The sequence below is a fragment of the Lentzea sp. NPDC004789 genome (assembly GCF_053601075.1).
The window spans coordinates 85,577-100,030 of sequence record NZ_JBSGBE010000002.1 but is presented as its reverse complement, the minus strand read 5'-3'; the positions used below and the strand labels follow the sequence as shown (position 1 = coordinate 100,030).

The window sequence follows — 14,454 nt, the reverse complement described above, 5'->3', positions numbered from 1 at the left end:
GAAATGCGTCGAACAGGCCGCTGAACTGCGAAAACTCTCCCGCTAGGAGGTCATTGCGTCCGCAGTGGACGCGCTTTAACATCTGGGGCGGTTCATTGTTTCGGGTGGCGGGAGTGTCAATGGCGAATTCGGGAATGTCCCGCCGCGGTTTTCTGACGGCCACGGGTGTCGCGGCGGTCGCCGTGGCGGCGCCCGGCCTCGCGGGACACGCGCCACGCGCCTTCGCGGCGGACCCGCAGACGAACCTGGCGAAGCTGGCGGACCTCCGGTTCGGCATGTTCAACCACTTCAACCTCGGCACGTTCACCGACGAGGAGTGGGCGGCGGGCGGGCAGAGCCCCTCGCTCTTCGCGCCGTCCTCTGTGGACTGCGCGCAGTGGGCTGCCGCGGCCGCCGCCGCGAAGATGAGCTACGGCGTGCTGACCACCAAGCACCACGACGGCTTCGCCTTGTGGCCCACGGCGTTCGACCGGCAGAACGTGGCCTATTCGGGCTACCGGCGGGACGTGGTGCGCCAGTACGTCGACGCGTTCCGCGCCCGAGGGCTCAGGGTCGGGCTGTACTACTCGATCTGGGACCGCACGCACACCATTCAGGCGTACGGCGGGCATGTCGGTGACCCGGCCCAGTCCATCGAACCGGGCGACCTGACCGTGGTGCTCGGGCAGATCCGCGAGCTGTTGAGCAACTACGGCACCATCGACATGTTGATGACCGACGGCTGGTCTTGGCAGATGGGGCAGCAGCAGCTCTCGTACCAGGCGGTGCGCGAGCTGGTGAAGTCGCTGCAGCCGGACTGCGTGATGGTCGACATCGGCGGGCTGTCGCAACCGTGGCTCAGCGACGCGATCTTCTTCGAGGCACCGCTGGGCGTGCGTGCTCCCGCGGGCAACGCCTACGCGGGTGTCCAGGGCGAGACGATCAGCAACGGCTGGTTCTGGCATCCCAGCACCCCGACGACGAACCCGCGCAGCCGGGACGCGATCCTGGCCGACCTGCGCGACCTCGAACCCAAGTACACCTCGTACCTGCTGAACTGCCCGCCCAACCGCGACGGCAGGCTCGACGCCAACATCGTCGACCGGCTGGCGGAGGTCGGGGCCGCCTGGAGCCCGAACCGCTCGCGCCCGCCGCTGCCGGCGCAACCCCTGCGCGTCGAGTGGCCGGTGAACGCGGTGGCGGCCTACGCCTCGTCGTTCAACAACGGCGAGTTCGCGTACAACGCGATCGACAACCGCAGCGACGTCGGCTTCGAGACCTGCTGGTCCACGTGGGGAGGCGGCCGCACGCTGCCGCAGACGATCACCGTCGACCTCGGCGGCGTGTGGAGCAACGTGTCCACATTGGAGTATCTACCCAAGCAGTGGAACCGTGACGGCGCGAACACCAACGGCGACATCACCGCCGCACGGATCTCCACCAGCACCAACGGGGTGGACTTCACCGAAGCGGCGAACGTCAGCTGGGCGGCCGGTCCGCAACCCAAGATCGCCGAGTGGCCCAACCGGAACGTCGGCTTCGTGCGCATCCACGTCACGGCCGCCACGGGCGGATACGCCAACGTCAACGGCGTCCACATCGGCGGGCGGTCCGCACGGCCGCAGCTCGTCTCCCGGTTCCCGGCGGGGAACACCGTCTACCGCCTCCAGGCGAGGCACAGCGGCAAGGTGGTCGACGTGCGCAACGCCGGCACCGCCGACGGCACGCCGGTGCAGCAGTGGACCTGGAACGGCAACGCGTGTCAGAAGTGGACGTTCATCTCCACCGGGGACGGCTACTTCAAGATCCGCGACCAGAACAGCGGCAAGCTGCTGGAGGTGGGCGGACTCTCGCGGGACAACGGCGGGAAGATGGGCATCTGGAGCGATGCGAACGTCCACCAGCAGCACTGGGCGGTCACCCCGGTCGGGGGCGGCTACCACCTCCTCACCAACCGGCTGAGCCAGCGGGCGCTCAACGTCCCGGACGCCTCCACGGCCGACGGCACGGTGCTCGACCAGTGGGACTACCAGAACGCTCCCCAGGAGCAGTGGCAGCTCATCCCGTCCTGACCCGAAGGCGGAGGAACCCCGTGGTCGCATTGAGAAAGACCGCCCTGACGCTGCTGGCCGCGCTGATCGTCGCCGTCGGCACGGCGTCGCCCGCGTCGGCCTATCCCGGGCCCGGCCGGGTGACCGGGGACGTCGGCGTGCACGACCCCAGCGCGGTCAGGCGCTCCGACGGGAGCTATCTGGTGGCGCACACCGGTGACAACATCTCGCTCAAGACCTCTGCCGACCGGATCGCGTTCCGCGACGCGGGTTCGGCGTTCCCCGGTGGTGCGCCGTGGACCACCGGCTACACCGGTGGCGGCCGCCATCTCTGGGCACCGGACCTGTCGTACCGCAACGGCCTCTACTGGATGTACTACTCGGCTTCGACGTTCGGGTCGAACAACTCGGCGATCTTCCTGGCCACCAGCCCCAGCGGCAACTCCGGTACGTGGACCCACCGCGGCCTGGTCGTCGAGTCCCGGTCGTCGGACGACTTCAACGCGATCGACCCCGATCTCGTCGTCGACGACCAGGGCAGGTGGTGGCTGAGCTTCGGGTCGTTCTGGTCCGGCATCAAGATGGTCGCGCTCAACCCGTCGAACGGCCTGCGGTCCGACTCGGTGATCCGTTCGATCGCCGGCCGCAACGGCGGTCCGATCGAGGCGCCGAACATCGTCAAGCGCGGCTCGTACTACTACCTGTTCGTCTCGTTCGACTACTGCTGCCGGGGCGCGTCCAGCACGTACCGGGTGATGGCCGGCCGCTCGACCAGCGTCACGGGGCCGTTCTTCGACCGCAACGGCACCCCGATGACCTCCGGGGGTGGCACGGAGATCCTGGCGAGTCACGACAACGTGCACGGCCCAGGACATCAGGACGTCTTCGCCGACGTCGACGGCGACATCTTCACCTACCACTACTACGCCGACAACGGCGCACCACTGCTGGGCATCAACCTGCTGGGCTACGACTCGGCCGGCTGGCCGTTCGTCTACTGAGGACACTGTGAGGCGATGTTGAGATCAGCTGCCGGGCGCCGTCGCCGGCGCACCGCCGTCGTGCTGGCCACCGCGGTCACGATGCTGGGCGGGACCACCAGCGCACTGCCGACGACCGCGTCCGCCGCGATCGTGGACACCAGTGCGTCCTACGTGCTGGTCAACCGCAACAGCGGCAAGGCGCTGGACGTCTACGAACTGGCCACCGCCGACGGGGCGCGGATCTCGCAGTACACCCGCAACGACGGCGCGTGGCAGCAGTGGCAGTTCGTCGACTCCGGCGGCGGCTACTACCGGCTGAAGTCCAGGCACAGCGGCAAGGTCCTCGACTTCCCGTCCACGGCGGACCGGACCGGCCTGGTGCAGACGACCGACGCCAACCGCCCCGGCCAGCAGTTCCGGCCGGCGGACTCGCCGGACGGTCAGGTCCGGCTGATCAACCGCGCGAGCGGCAAGGCGGTCGACGTGCTCGGCTTCTCCACCGCCGACGGCGCCGAGATCATCCAGTGGCCCGACACCGGCGGCACGAACCAGCAGTGGCAGCTGGTGAAACTCGGCGCCGCCCGCACGTTCACCAACCCGATCAAGCGCAACGGTCCCGACCCGTGGCTGCAGTACTACAACGGCTACTACTACCTGGCCACGACGACGTGGAACTCCACGATCACCATGCGCAAGTCGCGGACGCTCGCAGGTTTGCCGAGTGCGGCGGACACCGTGGTGTTCGACCTGTCGGGCCGACCGAACGGGTGCTGCAACATGTGGGCGCCGGAGTTCCACCTCCTCAACGGCCGCTGGTACCTGTACTACGTGGCCGGCCAGAACGTGCCGGACTTCAACCCCACGCAGCGGTTGCACGTCCTGGAGAGCTCCGGCAGCGACCCGATGGGACCGTACGCGTTCAAGGCGGACCTCGGCGACACGTGGGAGATCGACCCGAGCATCCTGCAGCACAACGGAAACCTCTACCTGCTGGGCAGCGCGATCGACGGCACCCAGAGCCTGACCGTCACGCCGCTGGCCAACCCGTACACGATCGCCGGCCCTCGTCGCACGATCAGCCGGCCCACGCTGGCGTGGGAGAACCAGGGCGGGCAGGTCAACGAGGCCGCGGAACCGCTGTATCACAACGGCCGCACGATGATCGTCTACTCGGCCAGCGCGTGCTGGGGCCCCGACTACAAGCTCGGCCTGCTCACCCTGACCGGCACCGACCCGCTCAACAGCGCGCACTGGACCAAGTCGCCGAACCCGGTCTTCCAGCGCAACGACGGCAACGGCGTGTACGCGCCGGGCCACAACGGGTTCTTCAAGTCGCCCGACGGCACCGAGGACTGGATCGTCTACCACGCCAACGACTCGGCGTCCGGCGGCTGCGACATGAACCGGTCGACCCGCGCGCAGAAGTTCACCTGGAACTCCGACGGCTCGCCGAACTTCGGCACCCCGGTCCGGCTCGGTGCCACGCTCACCGCGCCCTCGGGCGAGACGGGCTGACGGCCTCGAAGACCCGCGACCCCTGCTCCGACATCGAGATGAGGAACGAGTTGATCTGCATCAAGCCACTGCGGCGGTGGGTCATCGCGGCGGCGTTGTCGACCGCGGCGCTGTCGGCGGCCACCCTGGTGTGGTTCCCGGGACCCGCTGCGGCGGCGAGCACACCCGGTGCCGCGGCGGCCCGGACCGGGCGGTACTTCGGCGCGGGGATCTCCGGCCATCTCGACGAGGCCGAGTACGTGAACACGTGGACCACGGAGTTCAACGGCGTCACGCCGGGCAACGAGATGAAGTGGAGCACGACCGAGCCCAAGCGCGGCCAGTTCAACTTCGCTCCCGCGGACGAGATCGTCAGCCGGGCCAGCAACAAGCGCATGACGATCCGCGGGCACACGCTGGTGTGGCACGCACAACTTCCCAGCTGGGTCAACGACCTCGACGCCACCAACCTGCGTTCGGCCACGAACAACCACATCAACCAGGTCATGGGCCACTGGAAGGGGCAGATCTACGCCTGGGACGTGGTCAACGAGGCGTTCCTGGGGGACGGCACGCGCAGGCAGTCGGTCTTCCAGCAGAAGCTCGGCGACGGCTACATCGAGGAGGCGTTCCGCGCGGCCCGCGCGGCGGACCCGAACACCAAGCTCTGCTACAACGACTTCAACACCGACGGTGTCAACACCAAGAGCACGGCGATCTACAACATGGTGCGGGACTTCCGCAGCCGTGGCGTGCCGATCGACTGCGTGGGCTTCCAGAGCCACCTCAGCTCGAACTCCTCGCTGGGCACCTATCAGGCGAACCTGCAACGGTTCGCCGATCTCGGCGTCGAGGTGCAGATCACCGAGCTCGACGTCGGCGGCAGCGGTTCGGCCCAGGCCGACGTGTACCGGAAGGTCACCCAGGCCTGCCTGGCCGTCTCACGCTGCACCGGCATCACGATCTGGGGCATCACGGACAAGTACTCGTGGCGCAAGGAGGAGACACCGCTGCTGTTCGACAGCAACTACGCCAAGAAACAGGCCTACTACGACGTGCTCTACGCGCTCAACAACCCACGCGGCCCGGTGCGCGCGGTCGGGGCGGACAAGTGCCTGGACGTTCCGAACGCCTCGACCACCACGGGCACGCAGCTGCAGATCTGGGCCTGCTCGACCGGAGCCAACCAGCAGTGGACCCGCACGACCGAGGGCGAGCTGATCGTCTACACCGGTGACTCGCGACGGTGCCTCGACGCCTCGGGCACCGGCACGGCGGTGATCATCGGGACCTGCCACGGCGGTGCCGGCCAGAAGTGGAACCTGAACGCCAACGGCACCATCACCAACGCCCAGTCGGGGCTGTGCCTGAGCGTGAGCGGCGCCGCGACCGCCAACGGCACCCGTGTGGTCCTGGGGGCCTGCACCGGCGGCGGACATCAGCAGTGGTCCCTCTGAGCAGTTGCGGTGGAACGGGCCGATAGGTCGGAGGTCAGATACCCGCGTTTGGGGTGTCTGTATGGCTGTGGTGGGATTTTCCTTGGCCGGAGGACTATCGCTCACCGATACATCGGATCTATCCTCGCCGAGGTTGCCTGCTCGTACCTCGCACCCAACGGAGGGTGTCCATGCGTGGACCACTGTCGAAATCGGCTCTCGCGGCCACGGCCGTCCTGGCGGCAGGTCTCGTTCTGTCGCCAGGGGGAGCTCCCACCGCCGGCGCCCAGCAGGCTCCGGACGGCAACACGCTCTGGTACGACGAGCCGGCCACCGACTGGGAGAGCCGGGCGTTGCCGATCGGCAACGGCGCGCTGGGCGCGATGGTGTTCGGCGGGGTGACCTCGGAGCAGCTGCAGTTCAACGAGAAGTCCCTGTGGACCGGCGGTCCCGGTGCGGCCGGTGGCTACAACTTCGGCAACTGGACCTCGCCGCGTCCCGGGGCGCTCGACGAGGTCGTGAACACGATCGACCAGAACGGCCAGGCCGATCCGAAGTGGGTGGCGGGCGAGCTGGGCCAGCCGAAGACCAACTTCGGCGCCTACCAGACCTTCGGCGACCTCAGGCTGGACCTGGCGGGACAGTCCACTTCGTACTCCGGGTACCGGCGTGAGCTCAACATCGGCGACGCGACCGCCAAGGTCGGTTACACGAACGACGGGGTGGCCTACGACCGCGAGTACTTCGTCAGCTTTCCCGACAAGGTGATGGTCGGGCGCCTCGGCGCCGATCGGCCGGGCAAGGTGTCGTTCACCCTGCGCTACACCTCGCCGCGCAACGACTTCACCGCCACGGCCTCCGGTGGCCGGTTGACGATCCGCGGCAAGCTCGCCAACAACGGCATGGTGTTCGAGGCGCAGATCCAGGTGCTCGCCGACGGCGGCACGGTGAGCAGCAGCGGTTCGGCGGTGACCGTGTCCGGTGCGAACAGCGCGACGTTCGTGCTCGGCGCCGGCACCGACTACGCGGACACCTACCCGAACTACCGCGGCACGGATCCCGGCGGCCGGGTCAAGTCCACTGTGGACGCCGCAGCGGCGAAGTCCTTCGCCGCCCTGCGCGCCGCGCACGTGGCAGACCACAGGGCGTTGTTCGACCGGGTGAAGCTGAACATCGGCCAGACCGTGCCGAACAAGCCCACCGACGACCTGCGTGCCGCCTACACGGGCGGCTCCTCGTCCGACGACAGGGCGCTGGAAGCGCTGTACTACCAGTACGGCCGGTACCTGCTGATCGCCTCGTCGCGCAGCGGGTCGCTGCCCGCGAACCTGCAGGGCGTGTGGAACAACTCCACCTCGCCGCCGTGGAGCGCGGACTACCACACCAACATCAACATCCAGATGAACTACTGGCTCGCGGGGCAGGCCAACCTGGCCGAGACGGCGGAGCCGTTCGTCCGGTTCGTCGAGGCGCTCAAGGCACCGGGTCAGGTCACCGCGAACACCATCTTCGGCACGGGCGGCTGGTTGGTGAACAACGAGACCAACCCGTTCGGCTTCACCGGTGTGCACGACTGGGCGACCGCGTTCTGGTTCCCCGAGGCCAACGGCTGGCTGGCCTCCCAGGTCTACGACCTCGCCGTGTTCAGCAAGGACCAGGCGCTGCTGAACCGCGCCTACGCCCTGTTGAAGGGCGCCAGCGAGTTCTGGCTGGCGAACCTGCGCACCGACCCGCGCGACGGCAAGCTCGTCGCGACCCCGACCTACTCACCGGAGCACGGCCCGTTCACCGCCGGTGACTCGATGGCCCAGCAGATCGTCTGGGGCCTGTTCACCGACACCGTCGCCGCCTCCACCGCGCTCGGTGCCGACGCGACCTTCCGCGCCCGGGTGCAGGACAAGCTGAGCGCGATGGACCCCGGGCTGCGGATCGGCGGCGGCGGGAAGCTGCAGGAGTGGAAGAGCGACGCGATCACCGGCGAGCCGCAGCACCGGCACGTGTCGCACCTCTACGCGCTGCACCCCGGCCACCAGATCGCGGCCGGCACCGCGTTCGGCGACGCGGCCAAGGCGACGCTGATCGACCGCGGCGACGGCGGCACCGGCTGGAGCAAGGCGTGGAAGATCAACTTCTGGGCACGCCTGCTCGACGGCGACCACTCCCACAAGATGCTCGCCGAGCAGCTCAAGGGCTCCACGCTCGCCAACCTCTTCGACACCCACCCGCCGTTCCAGATCGACGGCAACTTCGGCGCCACCGCCGGAATCACGGAAATGCTGCTGCAGAGCCAGAACGGCGTCGTCCACGTCCTGCCGGCCAAACCGAGCGCCTGGCCGGCCGGCTCGGTGACGGGGCTGAAGGCACGCGGCGACGTCACCGTGGACGTGTCGTGGACGTCGACCGACGGGGTCGACTTCACCCTCAGGCCGGCCGGCTCCGGGAACCTGACCGTGCGCAACGGCGTGTTCGCCGGCCGGTACACCCTGATCGACACCACGTCCGGCCAGCCCGTCGGCGGCACGGTCACCGGTGACCGGATGACCTTCGCCGCCACCGCTGGACACGCCTACCGCGTCGTCGGCACCACGCGGAAACCGGTCGACCTGGCGCTGAACGCGGCGGCGAGCCAGTCGAGCACGTACTCGGGCGGGGGCGCCGCGGGCCGTGCGGTGGACGGCAACACCAACGGCTCGTACTTCTCGGGTTCGGTCACGCACACCTCCGACCGGCCGCTCGACACGAACCCGTGGTGGCAGGTGGATCTCGGCGCTTCCCGTGCGGTGAGCTCGGTGACGTTGTGGAACCGCACCGACTGCTGCTCGGATCGGTTGCGCCAGTACTACGTCTTCGCCTCGGACACCCCGTTCACCTCGACCGACCCCCAGGTCACCGCGGCTCAACCGGGAGTGTGGAGCCTGTTCCGGTCCGCGGCCATGGAACCCACCCTGTCGTTGCCGGTCAACCGCACGGCGCGGTACTTCCGCGTCCAGCTCGTGGGTTCCGACAGACCGCTGTCGCTCGCGGAGTTCCAGGTCTTCGGGTGAGCGCTTTGACGCCGCGGTCGCCGTGGATCACGATGGCGAGGTGACCCCGTCACCGAGCTGAGGAGTGCGACCCGATGGCGCGCAGGCCCACGGTGTACGACGTCGCCGAGAGGGCCGGGGTGTCCATCGCGACGGTGTCGTTCGCCTTCGCCCAGCCGGAACGGGTGCGCCGGAAGACGCTCGACACCGTGCTGGCCGCCGCGGCCGACCTGGGCTACGTGCCGAACGTGAACGCACGCGGGCTGGCGAAGGGCCGCACCGGCGCGATCGGCCTGTACTCGTTGAGCTATCTGCTCGACAGCGAGGGGGACCACGACCCCGCCGACGAGCTGCGGGCGCAGGCGACCGGTGACGCCCGGCTGTTCCCGCTGTACTCCGACCTGGTCCAGCGGGGCGTGGAACTCGAGTGCCGCCGCCGGGGACTGGCGCTGATGCTGGGATCGGGCACCGGCCCGCCGGCCGTGGTCGACGTCGCCGGACGCGTCGACGGTCTGATCACGTTCGCGGGCGCCGCGCCCGCCGAGGCCCTGGCCCGCATCGCGCGCCGGATCCCGGTGGTCGAGCTCGGTGGTGAGACGACCGCGGCCGGCACGCGGACGGTCCTGGTCGACCACCGGTCGGGCATGCGCCGGTTGGTCGAGCACCTGCTGCGCGAACACGGACACCGGCGTTTTTCCTACGTTGGCGAGGAAAGCGTGACGGCGGAGTTCTCGGAGCGCTTCGGCGGCTACGTCGAAGCGCTCACCGCCGCGGGACTCGCGGTGACCCCGTCGCTGCCGAGCACGCCCGCCCGGGAGGCGACCACCCGTGGCGCGCTGGCGCCCGTTCTGGCGGGTGGACGCCTTCCCGACGTCTTCGTGTGCGCCACCGACCAGGAGGCACTGGTCGTGCTGGAGATGTTGCGCGACGCCGGCATCGACGTTCCCGGCCAGGTGGCGGTCACCGGTTTCGACGGCATCGTCGCCGCGCGCCTGTCATCGCCTCCGTTGACCACCGTCCAGCAACCGATGGAGACCGTCGGCCGCACGGCGGTACGACTTCTCCTCGATCCGGAAGCGGGGCCCGCGCAGGCGCTTTTGCCCACCGAGCCCGTCATTCGGGCCAGTTGCGGCTGCCCTTTCTCGAATTGATTTCGTCGAACGCTCGTCGATCGGCTGCGCCGTCCTTGACCGCCCGGAATCTAAGCGCTTAGATTCCGGGCACGTCGTCTCGCCCGTCCTGCTCCCGATGACCACCGCGCTTCGCCGCGCCGCGGACCCATCTACCGCAAGGGACAGTGAAGTGTTGAGCTTCTTGAACGCACGCGGAGCCGCGCACCGGCTTCGCCTGACCGCCTGCGCGCTGGCCGCGCTGCTCGTGACCGGGGCGCTCACGGCGACCGGCGCCCAGGCGGCGGGAGGTGGTGTGCCGCAGCCGCAGGCGGGTGACGCGATGAAGACCGTCGCCGCCATGCAGCCGGGCTGGAACCTGGGCAACACGATGGACGCCATCCCCGACGAGACGTCGTGGGGCAACCCGCGCACGACGCAGGCCCTGCTGCGGCACGTGCGCTCCCAGGGCTACAAGAGCATCCGCATCCCGGTGACGTGGAGCAATCACCACGGTGCCGCGCCGGGCTACCCCATCGACGCGGCCTGGCTGGGACGGGTCCGCGAAATCGTCGACTGGTCCCTGGCGGAGGGCCTCTACGTGATGATCAACCTGCACCACGACTCGTGGCAGTGGATCAACACGTACCCGAGCGATCGCGCGACCGTGATGGCGAGGTACACCGCCCTGTGGTCGCAGATCGCCACGACGTTCCGCGACCACTCCTCGAAGCTCGTGTTCGAGAGCATCAACGAACCGCAGTTCGCCGGCACCTCCGGCACCGACGAGGACGCCAGGGCGCTGCACGAGCTGAACGCGGAGTTCCACCGGATCGTCCGCGGGTCCGGCGGTCGCAACGCCACTCGGCTGCTGGTGCTGCCCACCGTGCACACCGCCTCCGACCAGCCCCGGCTGGACGCGTTCCTGGCGAGCTACGACCAGTTGCACGACACCAACATCGCCGCGACGGTGCACTTCTACGGCTTCTGGCCGTTCAGCGTGAACATCGCCGGTTTCACCCGCTACAACGCGGAGGTGGAGCAGGACCTCGTCAGCACCTTCGACCGCGTGTACAACACGTTCGTGTCCCGGGGCATCCCGGTGATCATCGGCGAATGGGCGCTGCTGAGCTACGACCACACCCGGCCGGGCGTGATCGAACGCGGCGAGTTCCTGAAGTTCGTCGAAGCGGTCGGCTACCACGCCCGCATCCGCAAGCTCACCACGATGATCTGGGACGCGGGCCAGTTCCTGAACCGCACCGAACTGCGCTGGCGCGACCAGGGCCTGTACGACCTGACCAGGACGAGCTGGACGACGCGGTCCGGCACGGCCTCGTCCGACCAGGTCTACCTGCGCCGCGACGGCACGATCACCGCCCAGTCGCTGACGCTCAACCTGAACGGCACCTCGTTCCGCGGCCTTCGGCAAGGCAACGTCAACCTCGTCAACGGCACCGACTACACCGTGTCCGGCACCACCCTGACGCTCACCGCCGCCGCCCTCACCCGGCTCGCCGGCAACCGCGCCTACGGCGTCAACGCGACCATTGAGGCCCGGTTCTCCCAAGGCGTGCCCTGGCAGATCAGCATCATCAGCTACGACCCGCCGACGCAGGCCGCCGCCACCGGCACGACCGCGTCGTTCACCATCCCCACCCAGTTCCACGGCGACCAGCTCGCGACGATGGAGGCGAAGTACGCCGACGGCCGCCCGGCGGGACCGGCCGACTGGACCACGTTCAAGGAGTTCTGGCAGAACTTCCAGCCCGACTACACCGCGGGCGGGATGATCCTCAAGCCGGAGTTCTTCGCCGAGGTCGCGGACGGCCGGGTGACGCTGACGTTCCACTTCTGGAGCGGAACGCGGATCACCTACTACCTCACCAAGTCCGGCACCTCGGTGACCGGAAGCACCGGCTGACGGTTCGTGCCGCGCGGTTTCACCTTTCATTTCGACGCCGAACCGCGGGACCTCATCGAATGACGTTCGCCTTGGTGTTTCTGAACAACGAAAAATTGAACATCGCTCGTTCAGGCTAGTGAACCCGCCTGCGACCGTGCTTATGTTGTCAACACCGACCTTCCGCGCAGCGAGTCGCACATTCTCCGAACCGGTCGAGAATTCGCGTCGAGGGATCGGCGACCCCGCCACGCCGCCGCACACCTGAGAAAGGACCGCGGACATGCACTCCTCGGATCGGCGAAGGCCGGCAACGCGTCGGCGCGGGTTCGCCCGCCGGGCACTGACCACGCTGTCGGTGCTCGGCGTGGTCGTGTTCGGCCTGCCGGCGACGGGTTCCGCCGCGGTGCCGCCGGCACAGGTCGTCCCGGTGGCACCGGCGGACTCCGCCGCCACGATCATCGACAACGCCGCGAACGTCGTGCCCACCTCTCGGCAGCTGGCCTGGCAGCGGCTGGAGCGGATGGCGTTCCTCCACTTCGGAGTGAACACCTTCACCGGCCGGGAGTGGGGCACCGGCACCGAGGACCCGAACGTCTTCACGCCCCAGGGCCTGAACACCGACCAGTGGGCCGCCTCGCTCAAGGACGCGGGGTTCAAAGGCGGCATCCTCACCGCGAAGCACCACGACGGTTTCCTGCTGTTCCCCTCGAAGTACTCGGCCTTCGGCGTCACCTCCGACCGCGCCTGGCAGAACGGCCAGGGCGACGTGGTGAAGAACTTCACCGACTCCATGCACAGGTACGGCCTCAAGGTGGGCATCTACGTCTCGCCGGCCGACCTGCACGAGAACCAGCCCGGTGGGCGGTTCGCCAACGGCAGCGCGCAGAAGCAGGTGACGATCCCCGGCGACCCCTCGCAGGTCGTCAACGGGATCTCGTTCCGCTTCAACTCCGACGACTACAACACCTACTTCGAGAACACGCTCTACGAGCTGATGTCCAAGTACGGCTCGGTAGACGAGGTGTGGTGGGACATGGCTAACCCCACCGGCCGTCCCCAGCCCTACAACTTCCTCGACTGGATCAAGATCGTCCGCGCGTTGCAGCCCAACGCGGTGATGCTCAACGACGGCGGACCGGACGTGCGCTGGATCGGCAACGAGGACGGCTACGCCCGGCAGTCCGAGACGTCGGTCGTGCCCTACGTCGGCAACGCCGCGATCGCCGCCGACAACATCGTCAACCCACCCGGTGGGAACGGCGCCCCCGACCTCGGCAGCGACGCCCTGCTGTCGCGGCGCAAGGCGGACGGCACCAGCGCCTGGAACTATCTGAAGTGGACACCCGGCGAGTGCAACGGCACGCTTTCCGCGCGCCACAACTGGTTCTGGCAGCCCAACGAGGTGTGGCGGCCCGTGCCGGAGCTGGAGGAGATGTACTACGGCTCGGTCGGCCGCAACTGCAACTCGCTGCTCAACGTCGGCCCGAACCGGCAGGGCTTGATCGACCAGTCCGCGATCACGGTGTTCAACCAGTTCAACGCGAGGCTCACCGGGACGTTCGGCACCAACCTCGCCGCCGGTGCGACCGCGGCCAACGACAGCGGGACGGGCAACCTCGCCGGCCGCACCCCGAACCTGGCGCTGGACGGCAACCTGGACAGCTCCTGGCAGCCGTCCGCCTCCACCGGCGGCCTGGTGTTCACGCTGCCCGCGGCGCGCACGTTCGACGTCCTGTCCGTCCAGGAGGACCTGAACCTCGGTCAGCGCGTCCAGTCGTACGCGGTGGACGCCTGGAACGGCAGCTCCTGGAACCAGATCGCGAGTGACACCACGATCGGCCAGAAGAAGCTGGTGCGCCTGTCCTCCCCGGTCACCACGAGCCAGGTGCGGCTGCGCATCACCGGATCGAGGTCGAACCCGGCCATCGCGGAGTTCGGCCTGTTCCTGCGGCCCGGTGGTGGGGGCGGGACCGGGACGATCACCTCGGTCTCCGCGAACAAGTGCGTGGAGGTCAGCGGCGCGAGCACGGCGAACGGTGCCGCGATCCAGCTGTGGGACTGCAACGGCGGCGGCAACCAGAGCTGGAGCCGCACGACGGGCAAGCAGCTCGTGGTGTACGGCAACAAGTGTCTGGACGCCTACGGCGAAGGCACCACGGCCGGCACCGCGGTCGTGACGTGGGACTGCCACGGCCGCGCGAACCAGCAGTGGAACGTGAACTCCGACGGCACCATCACCGGTGTCCAGTCCGGACTGTGCCTGGACGCGTACGGCGCAGGCACGGCGAACGGCACGAAGGTCGTGCTGTGGACCTGCAACGGTGGCACGAACCAGAAGTGGCAGGTTCGCTGACCGGCCGTCGCCGGTGATGTTTGCGATAACAAGTACGCGACCCGCGTGTTCTCGAAGTTGTAGAGAGGTCTTCGAGATATTCACCAACGGGGTTGCGTTAGCGCTAACATCGAATGCGTC

8 protein-coding genes are annotated in these 14,454 nt (G+C 68.5%); all 8 read left to right on the top strand.

The features are described 5' to 3' along the window. Nucleotides 1–119 precede the first annotated feature (119 nt). Nucleotides 120–2,051: an alpha-L-fucosidase gene (locus tag ACWEIJ_RS04695; RefSeq protein WP_449835812.1), complete on the top strand. Its 1,932-nt coding sequence runs from the start codon at nucleotides 120–122 to the stop codon at nucleotides 2,049–2,051. Nucleotides 2,052–2,080: 29 nt separating this feature from the next. Continuing rightward, nucleotides 2,081–3,031 carry an arabinan endo-1,5-alpha-L-arabinosidase gene (locus tag ACWEIJ_RS04690; RefSeq protein ID WP_449836342.1) on the top strand — a complete coding sequence of 317 codons (951 nt, stop codon included), beginning with the start codon at nucleotides 2,081–2,083 and terminating at the stop codon, nucleotides 3,029–3,031. Nucleotides 3,032–3,046: 15 nt separating this feature from the next. After that, entirely contained in the window at nucleotides 3,047–4,528 is a 1,482-nt protein-coding gene (locus ACWEIJ_RS04685; protein WP_449835811.1) for a family 43 glycosylhydrolase, read from the top strand. A 38-nt stretch (nucleotides 4,529–4,566) separates the two neighbouring features. Then, nucleotides 4,567–5,964 (top strand): endo-1,4-beta-xylanase, encoded by a 1,398-nt coding sequence (locus ACWEIJ_RS04680; protein WP_449835810.1) that lies wholly within the window; start codon nucleotides 4,567–4,569, stop codon nucleotides 5,962–5,964. 170 nt (nucleotides 5,965–6,134) lie between these two features. Beyond that, nucleotides 6,135–8,987, top strand: coding sequence for a glycosyl hydrolase family 95 catalytic domain-containing protein (locus ACWEIJ_RS04675; RefSeq protein ID WP_449835809.1), 2,853 nt, complete (start codon nucleotides 6,135–6,137; stop codon nucleotides 8,985–8,987). A gap of 74 nt (nucleotides 8,988–9,061) precedes the next feature. Continuing rightward, complete coding sequence (locus ACWEIJ_RS04670) at nucleotides 9,062–10,117, top strand: LacI family DNA-binding transcriptional regulator (protein ID WP_449835808.1); 1,056 nt, start codon at nucleotides 9,062–9,064, stop codon at nucleotides 10,115–10,117. Nucleotides 10,118–10,271: 154 nt separating this feature from the next. Next, nucleotides 10,272–11,999: a cellulase family glycosylhydrolase gene (locus ACWEIJ_RS04665; RefSeq protein ID WP_449835807.1), complete on the top strand. Its 1,728-nt coding sequence runs from the start codon at nucleotides 10,272–10,274 to the stop codon at nucleotides 11,997–11,999. 262 nt (nucleotides 12,000–12,261) lie between these two features. Beyond that, the gene (locus ACWEIJ_RS04660) at nucleotides 12,262–14,334 is read left to right on the top strand and encodes an RICIN domain-containing protein (protein WP_449835806.1); all 2,073 of its coding nucleotides are present in this window, start codon (nucleotides 12,262–12,264) and stop codon (nucleotides 14,332–14,334) included. Nucleotides 14,335–14,454 lie beyond the last annotated feature (120 nt).

What these genes read in the sequence shown, in the direction of transcription:
- ACWEIJ_RS04680 (WP_449835810.1), top strand. Translation starts at nt 4,567, where the DNA reads ATGAGGAACGAGTTGATCTGCATCAAGCCACTGCGGCGGTGGGTCATC.
- ACWEIJ_RS04670 (WP_449835808.1), top strand. Translation starts at nt 9,062, where the DNA reads ATGGCGCGCAGGCCCACGGTGTACGACGTCGCCGAGAGGGCCGGGGTG.
- ACWEIJ_RS04685 (WP_449835811.1), top strand. Translation starts at nt 3,047, where the DNA reads ATGTTGAGATCAGCTGCCGGGCGCCGTCGCCGGCGCACCGCCGTCGTG.
- ACWEIJ_RS04660 (WP_449835806.1), top strand. Translation starts at nt 12,262, where the DNA reads ATGCACTCCTCGGATCGGCGAAGGCCGGCAACGCGTCGGCGCGGGTTC.
- ACWEIJ_RS04695 (WP_449835812.1), top strand. Translation starts at nt 120, where the DNA reads ATGGCGAATTCGGGAATGTCCCGCCGCGGTTTTCTGACGGCCACGGGT.
- ACWEIJ_RS04675 (WP_449835809.1), top strand. Translation starts at nt 6,135, where the DNA reads ATGCGTGGACCACTGTCGAAATCGGCTCTCGCGGCCACGGCCGTCCTG.